Source organism: Acholeplasma sp. ORD1043 (assembly GCF_057808485.1).
Map to the genome: position 1 here is coordinate 71897 of NZ_JAQLOJ010000001.1, position 17959 is coordinate 89855.

At 31.3% G+C, this 17959-nt stretch carries 20 protein-coding genes; all 20 read right to left on the reverse strand.

All coding sequences use genetic code 11. The features are described from left to right. Positions 1–285: 285 nt before the first annotated feature. The 20 genes from PG914_RS00315 to fabF all read right to left on the reverse strand — a co-directional run bounded on the left by PG914_RS00315 (position 286) and on the right by fabF (position 17949). The gene (locus PG914_RS00315) at positions 286–1143 is read right to left on the reverse strand and encodes a GNAT family N-acetyltransferase (RefSeq protein ID WP_488821686.1); all 858 of its coding nucleotides are present in this window, start codon (positions 1141–1143) and stop codon (positions 286–288) included. A 123-nt stretch (positions 1144–1266) separates the two neighbouring features. Then, positions 1267–2913: a DNA repair protein RecN gene (gene recN / locus PG914_RS00320; protein WP_488821687.1), complete on the reverse strand. Its 1647-nt coding sequence runs from the start codon at positions 2911–2913 to the stop codon at positions 1267–1269. Between the two features lies 1 nt (position 2914). Then, a complete protein-coding gene (locus PG914_RS00325) occupies positions 2915–3616 on the reverse strand; it encodes a TlyA family RNA methyltransferase (protein ID WP_488821688.1) in 702 nt (233 codons plus the stop codon). After that, complete coding sequence (gene xseB / locus PG914_RS00330; RefSeq protein ID WP_488821689.1) at positions 3613–3798, reverse strand: exodeoxyribonuclease VII small subunit; 186 nt, start codon at positions 3796–3798, stop codon at positions 3613–3615. Before xseB ends, PG914_RS00325 begins: the two co-directional genes overlap by 4 nt. After that, positions 3791–5131 carry an exodeoxyribonuclease VII large subunit gene (xseA, locus tag PG914_RS00335; RefSeq protein WP_488821690.1) on the reverse strand — a complete coding sequence of 447 codons (1341 nt, stop codon included), beginning with the start codon at positions 5129–5131 and terminating at the stop codon, positions 3791–3793. The genes xseB and xseA overlap by 8 nt, the downstream gene beginning before the upstream one ends. Beyond that, positions 5128–5514 carry a transcription antitermination protein NusB gene (locus PG914_RS00340; RefSeq protein ID WP_488821691.1) on the reverse strand — a complete coding sequence of 129 codons (387 nt, stop codon included), beginning with the start codon at positions 5512–5514 and terminating at the stop codon, positions 5128–5130. The genes xseA and PG914_RS00340 overlap by 4 nt, the downstream gene beginning before the upstream one ends. Positions 5515–5591: 77 nt before the next feature. After that, complete coding sequence (locus tag PG914_RS00345; RefSeq protein ID WP_488821692.1) at positions 5592–6662, reverse strand: extracellular solute-binding protein; 1071 nt, start codon at positions 6660–6662, stop codon at positions 5592–5594. Between the two features lies 1 nt (position 6663). Then, a complete protein-coding gene (locus PG914_RS00350; protein WP_488821693.1) occupies positions 6664–7446 on the reverse strand; it encodes an ABC transporter permease in 783 nt (260 codons plus the stop codon). Continuing rightward, positions 7439–8323: an ABC transporter permease gene (locus tag PG914_RS00355; protein WP_488821694.1), complete on the reverse strand. Its 885-nt coding sequence runs from the start codon at positions 8321–8323 to the stop codon at positions 7439–7441. Before PG914_RS00355 ends, PG914_RS00350 begins: the two co-directional genes overlap by 8 nt. After that, positions 8323–9501 (reverse strand): ABC transporter ATP-binding protein, encoded by a 1179-nt coding sequence (locus PG914_RS00360; protein ID WP_488821695.1) that lies wholly within the window; start codon positions 9499–9501, stop codon positions 8323–8325. Before PG914_RS00360 ends, PG914_RS00355 begins: the two co-directional genes overlap by 1 nt. 197 nt (positions 9502–9698) lie before the next feature. Next, positions 9699–9887 carry a hypothetical protein gene (locus PG914_RS00365; protein ID WP_488821696.1) on the reverse strand — a complete coding sequence of 63 codons (189 nt, stop codon included), beginning with the start codon at positions 9885–9887 and terminating at the stop codon, positions 9699–9701. A gap of 55 nt (positions 9888–9942) precedes the next feature. Further along, positions 9943–11238, reverse strand: a complete 1296-nt coding sequence (gene purB, locus PG914_RS00370; protein WP_488821697.1) for an adenylosuccinate lyase — start codon at positions 11236–11238, stop codon at positions 9943–9945. Between the two features lie 67 nt (positions 11239–11305). Next, positions 11306–12427, reverse strand: coding sequence for an HAAS signaling domain-containing protein (locus tag PG914_RS00375; protein ID WP_488821698.1), 1122 nt, complete (start codon positions 12425–12427; stop codon positions 11306–11308). A gap of 1 nt (position 12428) precedes the next feature. Then, on the reverse strand, positions 12429–12746 hold the full coding sequence (locus tag PG914_RS00380; RefSeq protein ID WP_488821699.1) for a PadR family transcriptional regulator: 318 nt from the start codon (positions 12744–12746) through the stop codon (positions 12429–12431). 158 nt (positions 12747–12904) lie between these two features. Next, positions 12905–14119 (reverse strand): enoyl-ACP reductase FabV, encoded by a 1215-nt coding sequence (gene fabV, locus PG914_RS00385; RefSeq protein ID WP_488821700.1) that lies wholly within the window; start codon positions 14117–14119, stop codon positions 12905–12907. 33 nt (positions 14120–14152) lie between these two features. Next, on the reverse strand, positions 14153–15118 hold the full coding sequence (locus tag PG914_RS00390; RefSeq protein WP_488821701.1) for an NAD(P)/FAD-dependent oxidoreductase: 966 nt from the start codon (positions 15116–15118) through the stop codon (positions 14153–14155). A gap of 97 nt (positions 15119–15215) precedes the next feature. Next, positions 15216–15743, reverse strand: a complete 528-nt coding sequence (locus tag PG914_RS00395; protein ID WP_488821702.1) for a biotin transporter BioY — start codon at positions 15741–15743, stop codon at positions 15216–15218. Positions 15744–15756: 13 nt separating this feature from the next. Continuing rightward, entirely contained in the window at positions 15757–16272 is a 516-nt protein-coding gene (locus PG914_RS00400) for a biotin--[acetyl-CoA-carboxylase] ligase (RefSeq protein ID WP_488821703.1), read from the reverse strand. A gap of 6 nt (positions 16273–16278) precedes the next feature. Next, complete coding sequence (fabZ, locus tag PG914_RS00405; protein ID WP_488821704.1) at positions 16279–16707, reverse strand: 3-hydroxyacyl-ACP dehydratase FabZ; 429 nt, start codon at positions 16705–16707, stop codon at positions 16279–16281. Positions 16708–16710: 3 nt separating this feature from the next. After that, positions 16711–17949, reverse strand: a complete 1239-nt coding sequence (gene fabF / locus PG914_RS00410) for a beta-ketoacyl-ACP synthase II (RefSeq protein ID WP_488821705.1) — start codon at positions 17947–17949, stop codon at positions 16711–16713. Positions 17950–17959: the final 10 nt, after the last annotated feature.

Consider the following 17959-nt stretch of genomic DNA (forward strand, 5'->3'; position numbering starts at 1 on the left):
TATAAGACTTTTAAAGAAGATATCTCTATCTCCTACCATTAATTTATTCGACTTACCCCTAGAAAATAAGTTTCTTAATTCTTTGGTATCATTAGTATAACACATATGAAAACAAAATGAAAGTTTTCATGCAATTATTTTCATGAAAATGTTTTCAACATCAAAGTATAATGAAAAAAGTGGTATTTTGACCACTTTTTTGTTGAATTTAATTCGTTTTTTGAATTATTTTAGTTATTTTTACGAAAACCTGTATGAAAATGGTTTTCATATTTTCCAATCAAACTACTTCAACTTGATAATCATATCGTATTGTTGAACGAATGATTTTGTAAATTCGTTCTTCATTAAGAAAACTTTTAATGAATCAACATATGGGAACGAAATTGCTAGTTTATTTAATGTAAAACCTTTCGCATAATTTGAAAGTAACGCTTTAGCGTATCCTTGGTTTCTATATGCTTCTTTTGTATAAAGATAGAATACTTTACCACTTGGTACAGCAGACATTACAGAAACCAATTCACCTTCTTGATAAATCCCATATGATTTTAAAACCGGAATCTTTTTCATATAAGAGAATCTGCCTTGAAAATTCAAGTGATGTTTAACCACTGAATTATGGATTTCTTCAACTGCTTCAATTGATATTTCTCTAATATCTAAATTTGAAGTATCAATTGTTTTCAGATTCTCTAGGTGATTTAATTCAAAGTAAATGATGTCAGATAAAATTTTATATCCATTTTTAAAGTAGAAGTTAATTGCTTTAACATTACCTTGTATAACTTCAAGATATAATCTTTCACAACCAAGGTTAACAGCTAATTCTTTATGTAGATTAAATAATGCTTGTGCTACACCATGTTTACGATATTCAGGTTTTACACATAAAGCACCACAACGAAGCGTTTTATATCCTTCATAGTTTTCATCTAGGCCACCCATAATGACACCGATGGGTTCTTCATCATCAAAGGTTACAAAAGAGTAGGCTTTATTATTTTCTTCTATACCTAGAAAATGTTTTGTTAGTAATTCTTCTGTTAATGTTAATTGAATAATGTAATCAATAAAACCAGCATTAAATGCCTTGACGACCACATCATTTGAAACTTCGCTCATATTTTTATAATGTATCATGAATCTTTCTCCTTAAGCTCATGTCTACATCTTAACACAAGTAATTTATCTAGTCACAAATTTAACTATAGAATGCATAAAATAGAAAATAAAGTGCATAAAAAAGAACCTATTAACTAGGTTCTATTTTGAAAGTAATGATTTTGCTTGTTCAATCGCAAACGGTGAGATGGAGTCATCGGATAACATACTAGCAATCGATAGAATTCTATCATCTTTAGATAATAGTTTTATAAAGGTTTGCATACGATCATCCACTTTTTCTTTATAAATATTAAAGTGATAATCTGCTTTAGCAGCAACTTGAGGCAAGTGTGTAATGACAAGTGTTTGAAGATCTTTTGATAAATCTTTCATCTTATTTGCAACCTTAGCGGCAGTCTTACCTGAAATACCAATATCAATTTCATCAAAAACTAGCATTGAAAGTCCCGAATTTCTAGCAAAAATAGATTTAAGTGAGAACATGAATCGAGCTTTCTCACCACCTGATGCAACCTTAGATAGTGGTTTAATTGGTTCACCTTCATTTAATGAAATCATGAACTCAACAACATCCACACCATTTTCACCTAATAGAACACCAACTTCAATTGGTTCAAACTCAATTTTAAAGACCGCTTTAGCTAAATCTAATTCTCGAAGATTTGTTGTCAATTCTTCTTCTAAATGTTTAGCTAATTTAACTCTGACATCATGCAGTTTTAAAGCATCTTGATATGCATCCATGTAGTACTTGTCAACGCGATCTGATACTTCCTTTAGATAGCCTTCATAATCACTAGATAATGCGAGTTCTTCTTTAATTTGTGAAAGATAATCAACCAACTCATTAATCGGTTTAGCATATTTAACTTCAATCTTATTCAACTCAAAAACTCTTTGTTGATACATATTAAATGCTTCATCATCAAAGTCTAAATTACGGAGTAATTGGTTTAAAGTTTTAATTGAATCTTCTAATGTATAGTAATTATCTTCTAATGTAGTTGCAAGATTCCCATATACTTTATCGAAATCAGCAATTTTAGACAATTGTTTAAAAGCTAGATATAAATCATCTAATTGAAAATTTTGCGAGTTCAAAGCTTCATTTGCTTGTTTAAGTGAGCTTTGAATTGTATCAAAATTCTTTAACTTTTCAATTTTCTCTTCTAACTCTTCTTTTTCATTTGGAATAAGTTTATAGCCTTCTAGCTCTTTCACTTGAAATGATAAGAAATCAATACGTTCTAAACTTTCTTTTTTCTTAGATTTTAAAGATTCCAATTTAGCTTTTTCTTCTAAATATTTACTTCTTTTAATTAAATACTTTTGAATTAAATCAGTTGTTTTATTCGTATCTATTTGGTCTACAAATGTCACATATGATGATTTGTCAAATAACATATATGTATCATTTTGACCATGAATTAATCCAATATTTGATGAGATTTGTTTAAGTTTGGCTAATGTAATAATATCACCATTTAATCGAATGGTATGACGACCTGAGTTATCAATTTCACGGTGCAAAGTTATTTCTTCTGGTAGTTCAAGTAACTTTTGTTGTGCTGATTTCAATTTAAAAACACCAGTAACCTCAGCTTTAGATTTACCGTGTCTAATAAATTCAGCATCACTACGTTTACCAAAGAGTAATGATAGTGATTCTAAAAGAATAGACTTACCACTACCGGTCTCTCCAGTTAGTGCTGTAAGTCCATCTTGAAATTCAATTTCTAAATCATCAATTAATGCAAAATTCTTAACCAATAATCTCTTTAGCATCTTAATCCCTCTCGATTAAAAATAGGAATTCTTGATTACCATCTTTACCTTTAATAGGTGAAGGTGTAAAACCTTTAATTTTAAAGCCAATTTCTATGATGGTTTTTGTATTCTTTTCCATGATACGTTTTAATACTTTTTCATCTCTAAGAATGCCTTTTTTATTCAAACCTTGGCCTTCAGCTTCAAATTGTGGTTTTAATAAAAATAATATACGCTTTGTGTAATCTTTTAAATATTTTAGTATTGGAAATACGGAAGTAAATGATACATCAATTAAAACTAAATCATTCAAAGGAATCGCTACATCCAGGATGTTTGTGCCTTCAAAATTAGATACTTGCGGATGATTTTTAAGATGTTCTACCATTTGATCATGACCAACATCATAAGCATAAACATGCTTTGCTCCAGCCTTGATTGAAAAATCTGTAAATCCACCTGTTGAAGCACCAACATCAATAACAATTAGACCATTTAGTGATATTCCAAATACATCAACTGCATGTTCTAACTTTTCACCAGCACGACTGGCTAAAAGATCAGATTTTAGTATTTCAAAGGTTTCATTCCCAGTCACTTCATAACCAGGTTTATTAATTGTCTTACCGTCAACTAAAACAAATCCCCTCTTAATGAGATCTGATATTCTCGAACGGGACAAATCTTTATTTTTCTCAGAAAGGTAAATATCTAGTCTCATTCTTTAGTTTCTACAATTAAATTTTGTGCTTGTTCAATCATGTCATAAAGCGATTTAGATAACTCTAAACCTTCTTTATATTTCTTAATAGAGTCTTCTAAAGTAATATCTTTACTTTCAAGAGCTTTAACAACTGATTCCAACTTCTTCATTGTTTCTTCAAATGATAGTTTTTCACTCATGCTTTTTTACCTCTTTTTCCATAACTTGGGTTTTTAATTTACCGTCTTTTAATTCAATTGTTATTAAATCATTCACTTTTACATCCGCTATACTTGTTAACACTTGATCATCTTTCATGGTTAAGGCGAAACCTCTTTCCATAACCGATAATGGGTTAATGTTCTTAAGATTTTCTCTTAAACGATTAAACTCATACATTTTATCTGTTAAGATATTTTTATAGTTTTGACCAAGTTTATAAATTAAATCTTTAAGTCTTTCATTTAAACGATCAATCTTATCTTTTGGAGAAATTAAACGTTGTGAGAGTAAAGATGTTTGATATTTTAAATCTAACATTTTAACTTGATATGTTTGATTTAATTTAGACACTAACGTCTTTGTGTTTTTAATTTCTTGATCAAGTTTAGCTTTAGGACTTGAAACTATGAGTCTCTCATCTAGATTTAATAAGTTTTGACGAAGGTTTTTAATCTTCTCTTTAATATAGTAGTTTAAAAGTCTTTGTTTTTCTTTTATATCAATTTTTAAATCTAAGACATTTGGTGTAGCAAGCTCTGCAGCTGCTGTTGGTGTAGGAGCTCTTAAGTCAGAAACGAAATCAGAAAGTGTGGTATCTGTTTCATGTCCAATTGCTGTAATGATTGGAATCTTTGATTCGTGAATAGCAACAACCACTTCGGCTTCATTAAAACTCCATAAATCTTCAATAGAGCCGCCACCACGACCTAGAATAATCACATCCACCAATCCTTCTTTATTGGCTTGTTTGATTTTCTTAACTAAATCATCTTTTGAACCTTCACCTTGAACAAGTGCTGGATATAAAACAATCTTTGTCAATAAATATCTTCTTGACACAGTGTTTTTAATATCTTGGATAACTGCACCAGTTGGGGATGTAATGACACCAATAGCTTTTGGAAACTTCGGTATTGGTTTCTTTAAAGCTTGATCAAAATATCCCATTAATTCAAATTCTTTTCTTAACTTTTCATATTTTAAGAAAAGCTCACCAACACCATCAAGTGTCATTTGATAAATAGAAATTGAATATGAACCGCGTGCTTCATATACTGAAATGTATCCTTCAACTAATACTTGGTCACCATCTTTTGGTTTAAAGTTAATACCTTTAGCATATGTTGAAAACATCATAGCCGATATTTGTGCTTTATCATCTTTTAAACTAAAGTAAAAATGACCACTTGAATGGGCCTTAAAATTAGAAATTTCCCCTTTAAGTAATATTTTCTTTAAATGGGGATCGTTTTCTAATTTGACTTTTAAGTATTGAGTTAGTGCAGATACAGTCAAGTATTGTGGGTTCAACGTGTACTTATACCTTTATAAATATTATCAAGTAAACGATTCGTAAACTTGTGTTGTTTTTCATCATCTAAATCCGAAAATTCTTTTGATAAATCGATACCTAAATTGATGACTTTAATTGGGTCTATTTCCCCTTTTAATAATTCATATGTTGCAATTCTTATGATTGCAAGATCAACTAGGTTAAGTCTGTCAATCGTATAATTAACTAAATTTTTAGCAATAACACTATCGATTTCTGATAATGTTTCAATCATATCGACGACTTTTAATTTTAAATCTGCATCAAGTTTTTCAAAATCTTTGAAGGTAGTATCTCCAAAGAAAGCATATTGATACATGATTTCCATTAATTTTGTATATATTTCAAATTGTTCGTTCATAATATTAAAACCTCGAAATCATTATAACACTTTTTCTTTTAAGAAAAAAGAAAGGACCCTGTAAAAGGTCCTTTAGATTAAGCAAACATGAATTCTCTGTATGCTTCGTCCATCCAACTCTTTAAATCATTGTCAAAACGATAGAATTCGTGTGAAAATAACGAAACATCTAAGTTGAATGCATATTCAATTCTTTCATCCCAAACAAATTCTTCATCAGCTAATAATTCATCTAGAACGTCTTGACGAACTGGTGTGTATCCTAATTCCCAAGTATTTTCTAAAGTCATTTCATATGAAGAAATAAAGTTAATAAATTCATAAGCTAAGTCAACGTTAATCGCATTCGTTGGAATAACAAATCCATCAACCCAAACGTTTGAATTTTTTGGAACAAAGTATGAGTATCTTTCTGTTTCTTGTAAGATATAAACTGCATCCCCTGAGTAAACCATAGCAACATCATAAGGTACATTTCCACCAACTGCTTGGTCTAGGATTTCATCAGATAAAACGTAAGTGTTCGCACCTTTTGCACCAATTAAGAAGTTCTTAGCAGCTGTGATATCAGCTTGTGTTGCATCAGCCATTTTAACAACTGGATCTTGAGCATATAAAGCCGCCATGAAAGCATCTCTTGATGAATCATAAATCATCTTAGTAACAGATTGATCACCTAAAATTGCCCAACCTTGTTCTTCTAATTTCGCTTCTAAACCTTCTTTTTCATTGTCATAAATTAAACCAATTGTACCCCAGTAATATGGCATAGCATAGTTTAATAAGTCAAATCCAGCTTCATCTAATTCTTCTAAAGCATTAGCTAAACCAACTGTGAAATCTGCTTGGTCAAAATCTATTTTTTCCCAATCTAATTCTTGGATTAAACCTTCTGATGCAAATTGTTCAATTGCATAATCAGATGGAATAATTAAATCGTAACGATTAATTCTTGCTTGATTGATTGCAGATTCATTTGAGTCAAAAGTTCTTAATTCAACTTTTACTCCATATTCTGCTTCGAATGCTTCAACTACACTTGAAGCAATGTATTCTTTTGGTAAAAAAATCACTAAATCACTTGAAGCACATGCTGTCATGACAAATGATGCGAATGCGACAAAGGCTAAAGCCCACATTTTTTTCATTTTATTCTTCCTCTCTCTTCTCATTTTTTGATTTTACTAAATCATAAACAACTTTAATACCAATGACAAGCATTATAATTGTTGATAATGCGTTAACGCTTGGTTCAATACCTCTTGTTAAACTATATAAGTAAACTGAGATATTTTGAATACCTCCAGATGATAATACCGAGATGATATAGTCATCAAAAGAGATTGTAAATGCCATTGCAGCACCAGCTAAGATCACACCACTTAATTGTGGAAGGATAACTTTGAATAGCGCTTTTACAGGCGTTGCTCCTAAATCGTATGCAGCTTCTTGAATGTTAGGATCAAGTGCTCTAACTTTAGGATAAATTGTAACAAATGCATATGGTGCACTAATTGAGATATGGGCAATGATCATTGTTGCCATACCTGGAACGATTGATATCGAAATTAAGAATAGCAAGAATGCTACTGCTGTTAAGACATCGGGTGAAATAATAGGTATATTATTTACATTCAAAACAATTTCTCTAAATATCTTTCTTTGTTTAGATAATGCTAAAGCAGCTAATGTTGCAAGAATTGTTGATACAACTGTTGAAACGATAGATACAAATAACGAAACAAAGATTGCATTACTTAAGTTTCTGTTTGTGAAAATATCAGCATACCATTTAAAACTGAACCCTTGATAAACTGTTTGAGAAGCCAACTCATTGAATGAGAAAACTACCATAGTAATTAACGGTATATATAAGAAGGCAAGTACTAATCCAATAAAGACCCAAGATACTGGATGTAATTTCTTAATCATTAGAAAGTACCTCCTCATATCTATTTAACAGCTTCATAATACCTACAATAATTAATAATGAAACTGTTAAGACGAGTGCTACTGCTGCCATTTGTCCAAATTGAGATTCATTATATAAAAACTCAATTAAGTTACCAATCATCTTTCGATTACCAGATGTTAAAATTTCAGGAACTACAAGTGTTGTTGTTGCTGGTAATAAGACAACTAAACAACTTGAGAATACACTTGATAATGTAAGAGGTACAACCACTCTAAAAATTGTTTGGAATTTATTTGCACCTAAATCAGCTGCACCTTCAAATAAATTCTCATCAATTTTAGTCATTTGAGTATAAATTGGTAAGAACATATACGGGAAGTAAAGGAAAATCATACCAATAATAATTGAGTAATCATGTCCTAAGAAAATTGCATTAGCTGGGAATGATTTATCAAAACCTACAACTAGGTTACCTGCTAATAAGAAAACATTCTTAAGCGAGTGAATCAAAATAAGTGAGTTGATCCACATACTTGCTGTTAAAAATAAAACTAATATTGCTTGAGTTCTTCTCTTTAATCTTGAAACCATAAAGGCAAGAGGATAACAAATTGCTAAACAAATTAAGGTTGAAACAATAGCTAACCAGATTGACTCTAGTAAACTTTTAAAAACATAATCCGAGGTTAAAAATATACCAAAGTTTTCAAATGAAAATCTAATATTAAAGATATTTGCTTGTGCATTTGATGTAAATGCATAAAGCATCATAATCAGTAACGGAAAGATGACAAACACTACTAAGAATACATAATAAGGAATACCTAATATGCTATCAAAGTAGAGTTTCTTTTTCTTATCCGCTCTTGGTTGATTGCGGATGATTTGTTCCATTACCAGACCTCCATCACATGGATATCTTCTGGCCACCAGTCTAAATCGATTTCACTACCTTCAGCTTTAAAATCGGTTGTATGAACAGTATATGTTCTATGTTCAGTTTTTACATTGATTTCAAAATGAACGCCTTTAAATGCTACTGAATCAACAACTCCTGGTATTTTACCTTTGCCACGTTCAACAATATCTAAATCTTCTGGACGAAGCACAACTTCAATTTCTTGATTATCATTAAACCCTTTATCTACACATTCAAAGTCTTCGCCATCAAAATGAACTAGGTAATCTTTTTTCATGATACCAGGAACGATATTTGATTCACCAATGAAATTAGCAACAAAGCGGTTTACAGGTTCATTATAAATATCAATTGGTGTACCTACTTGTTGAATTTCACCTTTATTCATAACAACTATTTTGTCACTCATAGTTAAAGCTTCTTCTTGATCATGCGTTACAAAAATAAATGTAATACCGGCAGACCTTTGAATTTCTTTTAACTCATATTGCATTTCTTGACGAAGTTTTAAGTCAAGGGCTGCTAGTGGTTCGTCAAGTAGTAATACTTTTGGTTCATTAATTAACGCACGAGCAATTGCAACTCTTTGCATTTGACCACCTGATAGTTTATTAATTGGTCTTGTTTCATAACCTTCTAAGTTAACCATCTTTAAGTATTTAGCTACTTTTTCTTCAATAATAGATTCAAATGCTTTTTTAGAAATAAACTTAGCTTTAATTGCAGCAATCTTTTGATTAAGCTCTGCTTTTAATGATGCCTTATCAGTTGATTCTTTAATTTTTACTGCATATGCTTTCTTTAATTCTTCAATTTCTTCTTTGAACGCAGCATTTCTGTCTTTAACACGTAGACCAAAAGCAACATTTTCAAAAACATTTAAATGAGGGAACAATGCATAACGTTGGAATACGGTATTAGTCGGTCTTTTATACGCAGGAAGTTGTAAAATATCCTCTCCATCAAATAATACCTCACCACTTGTTGGTTCAACAAATCCACCAATAATACGTAATGTAGTTGTCTTACCACACCCAGATGGTCCTAGAAAAGTTACAAACTCATTACTCTTAATTTCTAAATCAATACCACGTAGTACAACTTGCCCGTTATACTCTTTTGTTACATCTTTTAATTGGATTAATGCTGCCATCGCTAGGTCCTTTCTATTTTGTGTTTACTCACAGTAATTTTTAAAAAGAAATTTTCTTTCAAATGTTTAGTATATATTAACACAAGGTTAAACTATAATAAACAGACTGCATATATTATATATAATAATTGCAAAATGTCAACAAATTAAAACTACATTTTTAAATAAAAAAACAACCTATTTTAGGTTGTTATTTATTAACAAGCATCAGGCATATAATCAGTTTGAATACGAACTGTATGCGCATCAATTTTGTCGGTAAATCTAACATCGATTTCAGCTAAATTTAACCACTTTAATTGTTCTTCTGTTAGAGGTGTACGCATACGGTCAGTTATGATATATTTCGATGGCTTTTCTTTTTCCAAAAACTCTTTAACTGTCATATCAATTACCTCCTTGACACAATTATTCTACCACCAAAGTGTTAAATAGAATTTTTTATGCTTCAATCCCCACATTTTGATAGATTTGATCAATAAACTTTAAGTAACCATCTAATTTAAATATTTCATCAATCTCTTCTTTATTAAGGATACTATTTATTTCTTTTGAATCTTTTAATAATTGGCTTAACGGTTGTTTTAGGTCAAAGGCTTTAAATGTTAAACCTTGGACAAGTTCATAAGCTTTTGTACGAGATAAATCTTTTGCTAGTAAAGCTTTTAAAAGTTTTTGACTAAAAATTGCTTGATAATTTAAATCAATATTTTCACGCATTTTTTCTTCATTTACAACAAGGTTTGATAATGTGTAGTCATATCGACGTAACATGTAGTAAATGAGTGAGGTTGCATCAGGAATTATGATACGTTCAGCTGATGAATGAGAAATATCTCTTTCATGCCAAAGATTAATATTTTCATTGGCAGTTACAACAAAACCTCTTAAAACTCTTGCTATACCTGACATGTTTTCTGATGCTACAGGATTCTTTTTATGAGGCATTACTGATGAACCTTTTTGGTTTTTACTAAAGGCTTCTTGTACTTCACCAACTTCAGTTCTTGATAAGTGTCTTATTTCAGTCGCTATTTTATCAATTGAACTTCCGATTAATGAAATCACTTGTATATAAAATGCATGTATGTCGCGAGAAATGACTTGAGTAGAAATCGCCACCTCTGATAAACCTAATTCTTCAAGTGCTATTTTTTGAACGATAGGATCAATATGAGCAAAGTTACCAACAGCACCAGAAATTTTCCCCACTTCTATTTCACGACGAGCTAATTTGAAACGTTTTAAATGACGTTTAAATTCGTCATAATAAAGTGCAAACTTTAATCCAAAAGTTGTGATGTCTGCATGCATTCCATGCGTTCTTCCCATGGTCATTGTGTGCTTATATTGGATTGCCACCTTTTCTAATGTTTTAATAAAATCAATCAATGCTTTCTCAATTAAGGTATTCGCTTCTTTTATTTGAAGTGCGTAAGCAGTATCCACAACATCATTTGAAGTTAACCCATAGTGAAACCAATTCCCTTCATCACCAAGGGTTTCTGTTACTGCTTGAGTAAAGGCTATGACATCATGCTTAGTTTCTTTCTCAATTTCATAAATTCTTTCCAAATTGAAAGAAGCCTTTGTTAATTTTTGATAAGTTGCTTCATCAAATAAACCTAATTTTTGATGGGCCAAACTTGATGCTAATTCTACTTTTAAATAGGTTTGAAACTTATTCTCATCGCTCCAAAGTTTTTTAAAAACCGGATCTGTATATCTATCAAGCATAACAATACCTCCACAATATGATTATAACAAAAAGAGCTATGCTTTCGCATAACTCTTTACTCATTTCTTATTCATCATTCTTTTTAAATGTGTCTTTTGATTCTAAGATCCCTGTAATTGGTACGATTAAGAAGACTAACCAAGCAAATTGGAAACCTTCAAAGAATCTTCCAATCAACATAAACGCTGCAAGTGCAACAAATGGAGTAAAAGCAACAATGTTTTTAAAACCATTACCTTTGATAATACCAACCACTGGAATTAATAATAGAATAATCCAAGTCCAACTTCTTTCACCTTCAACAAAGATGAATACAAGTGCATAAGTTGCTAAAATTAACAGAATGATTGCTGCCAATAGTGGCGCATCTTTCCATAAACTTTTACCATTTGCTTCAAATTTAATATCACCTGATAATAATGCAAATGCAACTGGAATTAAATATGCAAGATATGCAATATCAGCATATTCAGTATAGAAGAATAATGAAAGATGAAGTGCAACTGCTACTAGAATTAATCCTGCTGTGATTAATCTTGAAAGAGTTAATTTGTTTGTAAAGATTGCGATTAAACCAATGAGTGCATAAAGGAAATACCCGTAAGCATAGAATGGTGCATAGAAATAACCAATCAAAATGTATGCAACTGTAATTAATAACGGTGATAATGCTATAAATTTACCATCTTTAGCTTTAACATTTAATGAAATAGCAGTAATTGGAATAATGAGAAATACTAACCAAATTGGATGCCATAAACCGGTTGTAAAGCCAACTGTAAAGAATGTCACAACTGCTGCAAATGGAGTTAATGCAACTACTTTATCTTTACCTTCAACATTCACAAGGATCGCAATTACTGGAATAAGTAAGAAAGCTAACCAACCATAGGTGTAACCACCTTTTACTAAATTACCTAAAAGGAAGAAAGTAATTAATGCTACAAATGGTGAAATCGCTACTAATTTGTTCCATTTATTTTGATAATGGTTTAAATCACCTTTCATATTATGATAGATAGATTCTGCACTACCTAATCTTTGAATGACTTCTTCATCTGATAAGCCAGCATCTTTTGCTTCATCAAATAACATTTCATAATCATCTAGTACTTTATTGATATCTGCTTGTACAACTTTTTGTTTCTTTAAGTAAGTATATAATTCATTTAAATAACTTCTTTTCATTTTATTTTAGTTCCCCTTTTAATATTTTCATTACGTTTTCTATGAATGATTGCCATTCATTCTGATAAGTTTTTAAACTTTCTTTTCCTTGATTGGTGATTCGATAGTATTTTCTTGGTGCACCATGTGGACTTTCTTGCAAATATGTTTCAAACATATCTTGCTCGGTTAATCGTCTTAAGATTGGGTAAATTGTATTTTCGTTTACATCTAACAATTTGGATAATTTCTCAATGATTTCAAATCCATACATATCTTGATCATCCACGATTTTTAGAATACAAATTTCAATAACCCCTTTTTTAAATTGCGTATTCAATATTTCACCTACTTTTTTTACTATTGTGTATTGCACACTACTATAATATCACTAGTACTGTGTAATACGCAATACCTTTGCTTAACTTTTTTTATGTTTTCTAATAATTATTTAAAAATAAAAAAACTAGAACATAAATGTTCTAGCTTTGAATTCTTTTATTCGATATTTTGATAATTTACTGTGTGATATTTTGTGATAAGTGCTTCTAAATCAATTTCTTGTTCTTCATCAACACCAGGAACTTTAAAGCCATTGATTTGATAAAATTCATCTAAAAAGAGTTTAGTACCAGGTAGTTCTAAGAAGTTTGGTGCTTCAGCTTGAGCCATTAATGCAGCTACTTCTCTTTGAGTTTGATCTTCCATTTCTTTATGATCAATGCGAATTCTACCTAAGTTATCAAGAATTCTTTGTGAACCATAAACCATATCTTTAAATAATCTATGTTTATGTTCAAGGGTTGTTTCATGTGTACCTTTTTTAGTCATTACATCAAATAAGTATGATACGTAAATTGGCATTTGAGGAATAAATACAGATGCTTTTGAAACAATTGCTTTAGAAGATGAGATTAATGCTTCACCTTGGTACTTTTCCTTTAATAATGAATCCATTTTAAGTACAGTTGCTTCTAAATCTTCTTTGGCTTTACCAATTGTACCTGAACGATAAATATTATCTGTATTTTTACCACCTACATATGTGTATGAGATAGTTTTAAACCCTTCAGCTAAAACACCAGCTTTTTCAAGTGTCATAACCCAATCGTACCAATCAGACCCACCCATAACAAAGACAGTATTTTTTACTTCTTCTTCGGTTGCAGGTTCGACTGTTAATGGTTCAACTGTTAATGATTTAATATCAATTGTCTTACCTACTGCAGGTTCACCTAAAGGTTTGATTGAGGAACGAATTAATTCACCTGTCTCAAAGTTTTTTCTAGCACCAGATGCAAGTGAGTAAACGAGCAAGTCAATCTTACCAAACTTTTCTCTAATCGTTTCTAAAACGTGTTGTTTCATATTTGGACTAAATGCATCTCCATTAAAATCAAGATGAATTTGGTTTAAACCTTTTACTTGATCTTGGAAGAAAAGATTGTTCCAGTACCCAGCAGAACCAGTTTTCGATGTGGTTGCTTGGTTTTCAAATGAAACGTTGATGGTGTTTGCACCAGCATTAAAAGCAAGTGACAATCTCGTAGCTAATCCGTAGCCTGAAGACCCACCAATAATTAAAACATTTTTAGGACCATGAAATGAACCTAACTTTTTAACTTCTTCTACATAATGCTCCATCATTTTTTGAATTCCTAATGGATTTGAATTTGTAAAAAAGTTAGAACGAATCGAAGGTTTGATAATCATAAGTACTTCTCCTTAGTTTAAAAAGTTTAAGTCCTATTCCTTGATGATTGATGTTGAATGTTCTAAATGTTTATGACGTTCTGGATATAGTTTTGTTGCGATGGCTTGAATAGCTGTTGCTGCTTCACCTTGGCCAGTTGAAATTAATCTAACCTTACCTGGATAACTTACACCATTTCCAGCTGCATAAATGCCTGGAACATTAGTTTGCATGGTGTAGTCAACTTCGATTAAACCTTTTTCACCTTTGATTCCCCATTCTTCTAAACGAGATTTAGAAAGTAGGAATCCATAGTTAACTAAAATATAATCAACCGGTAAATTAGTTACTTCACCTGTTTGTACATGTTTAATTACGAGTTCTTCAGCTAATTCATTGCCTAATACATTTTCAATTAAATAAGGCGTTAGGATCGTACCTAATGACTTAAATTCATCAACAGTTGTTGGAAGTGCTCTAAATTCATTTCTTCTATGAACAAGTGTCACATCTTTAGTATAAGCGGCAACAGAAACTGCCCAGTCAAGTGCTGAATCTCCACCACCAAGTACTACTACTTTTTTATCTTTGAAAATGTTTAAATCGTTAACAAAATATAAGATGTTACTAAAATGTTTATCTACTTTTAGTCGTTGTGGAACAAATCCACCACCACCATGAGCAATTAAAACATTTTTAGTTTCATAAACTGACTTTTCAGTCTTAACAATGAAATAATCGTCTTTTTTAATGATATCGATTGCTTCTTCACCATAATAAATAGGAACTTCTGATTTAAATCTTTCCAGTTGTTTGACTTGTTCGTCAATATATGTTTTCGCAACTACTTTTGGAAAACCTGGAATATCATAAATTAATTTGTCTTTATAGACGGCAGTTAATTGACCACCTGGTTCGCCACTTGATTCAATAACAGCGGCATTTAATTTTCTTAATCCTGCTAAAAACGCAGCATATAAACCGGTTGGACCGGCTCCAATGATTAATACTTCTAACATGTTACACACCTCTTCTAATCTCCTAATTAGTATAACATGCTAGATTTTTTTATAAACTTTTTATGCTTATCTCATCATAAATGATGTTTTTTTATAATTAATACTTGAAAAATCTATTTACAACATCATCTGGTATCACATAATACACACAATATGCTAAAACAATTTTCACAATATCCCATACATAATAAGGTAAAAATGCAGTAATGGATGCAATTATTGATGTATGTGCAACAGATGAATAAACTGTAATTCCAAATAAATACAATACAACTAGGCCAAATAGCAAGATGACAGGAATATCAATGAGTAAATTTTTATTTCTTGATTTGAAAATTGAAATACCAATTGATACGAAAAGAAAACCAATCAAGAACCCACCAGTATATGATACAAATGCCTGTGGTCCACCACCAGTTGTAAAAACTGGTATACCTATTAATCCTACAGTTAAATAAATTAACACACTTAGGAATGCATCTTGTGGTTTTAAAATTAAACCAGCTAAGATGACAAATAAGGTTTGGAGAGTAAATGAAACTGCTCCAATCGGTACTTGAATGAATGCTGACACTGCAATTAATGCTGCAAATGTCGAAATAATCGCCATCCTACGAACTGTCATAGGCTTCTCCTTTTTAAAAGTAATTTTCTAAAAGTGATGCCATTAATTTAGAAAATACTGCGCGAACATTTTGTAACTTCTTTGTTAAAAGATATAAAGATGTCGCTTTAAATCCTGAAAATAACATTTGATTGACATTTAGACCAATACCAATAATGACATAATCAAAGTTTTTCTCGTTGCTTTTAGTTTCAATTAAAATCCCACATATCTTCTTATCATCAACATAAACATCATTTGGCTCTTTAAAGTAGACATCTAACCCAAATGAACCTAGTGTTTGGAAAATCGAACTCTTAATCCATTCTTTTATTGTGATGATTTGATCAAAAGGTATATCTTTTAAAAGTAAACTAAATAATAAGTTTTTACCACGAGCAGCATTCCACTTACGGTCGAATTGACCACGCCCAGCTGTTTGATAATCAGCTCTTACAACTGTAAACGAAGGTAATTCTTCATACTTAGATTTTAAGTAATCATTTGTAGAATTTACTTGTTTTAATTCAATTAGTTTTACTTTTGCCATAGTTTTTTATTGAACAGCAAAACTAATTTCTGCTTCACATACTAATTGACCTTCAACCCAAGCTTGAGCTGTACCAAAGACAAATGGTCCACGAATCTTTGTTAATTTAGTTTCAACTTTTAAAGTGTCTCCTGGTCTAACTTGACGACGCCATTTAACATTGTTGGCACCAGTAAAGAATCCAATCTTCCCTTGGAATTCAGGAATTCTAAGTAATGCAATCGCACCAACTTGAGCCATAGTTTCTAAAATTAAGACACCTGGCATCACAGGATAAGTTGGAAAATGCCCTTTAAAATAGTATTCTTCTGCTTTTACATACTTTACAGCTAGACAACGTTCTTTATCATCAAGTTCTAATACTTCATCAACCATCAAGAATGGATCACGATGAGGTAGAACTGCCATAATTTGTTCACGGTTCATTAACGCCATATATTAACCCTCATATTTCTTAAAGACTAAAACTGCATTTTGACCACCAAATCCTACGTTAATATTTACCGCATATTCAAGAGATCTTGTTACAGCTTTATTTACTGTATAATTCAAATCACAATCAGGATCTGGAGTTTGGTAATTAATTGTTGGTGGAATTAATGATGTTTGAAGAGCCTTCACACATACAATTGATTCAACCGCACCAGTTGCACCTAACATATGACCTGTAGCACCTTTTGTTGATGAAATGTTTAACTTATAAGCATGATCACCAAATGCTTTTTTAATACCTAATGTTTCAATTTTATCGTTTAAAGTTGTCGATGTACCATGGGCATTAATGTATCCGACTTTTTTAAGATCAACATTACCATCAGCTAGAGCTACTCTAATTGCTTCTGTTAAACCTTCAGCTTCATCATCTGGAGCAGTCATATGGAATGCATCTGATGTTGAACCATATCCAACAATTTCAGCATAAATTTTAGCCCCACGTGCTTTTGCATGTTCATATGCTTCTAAAATTAACACCCCAGAACCTTCACCCATAATAAAACCATTTCTATCTTTATCAAATGGACGTGAAGCGATTTTAGGATCTTCTGTTGTAGATAAAGCTTTAATTGATGAGAATCCTGCAATACCAGTTTCATTAATTGAAGCCTCAGAACCGCCTGCGAATGCTAAATCTAAATAACCATCACGAATCGTTCTAAATGCTTCACCAATTGAGTTAGTAGCGGCAGAACATGCTGTAACAACTGGAATGTTTGGACCCTTCACTTTAAATTTCATCGAAATCATACCACCCACCATATTCACGATTGAATTCGGAATAAAGAAAGGTGATACTCTGTCTGGTCCGCGAAGTGCTTTATTCGTAATACCTTCTTCTAATGTTGATAAACCACCAATACCACTTGTTACATAAATACCAAAGCGATATGGATTATAATCCTCTGGTTTCAATTTAGCATCTTCATAAGCTTGCATCGCGGCAATCGTACCGATGACCATGATACGATCACTTCTTTTAATATCTTTTTTATCTAGATATTGTTCAAAATCTATATTTTTTAATTCACCAGCAATTTTAACTTTTGATTTTTCAGTATCAAATAATGTAATGTAATCAATACCACCAACACCATTTACTAAATTCGTAAAAGTTTCTTCAACTGTGTTACCGACTGGAGATAAGACACCTAGTCCTGTAATTACGACTCGTCTTTTCATGAGATAAGTC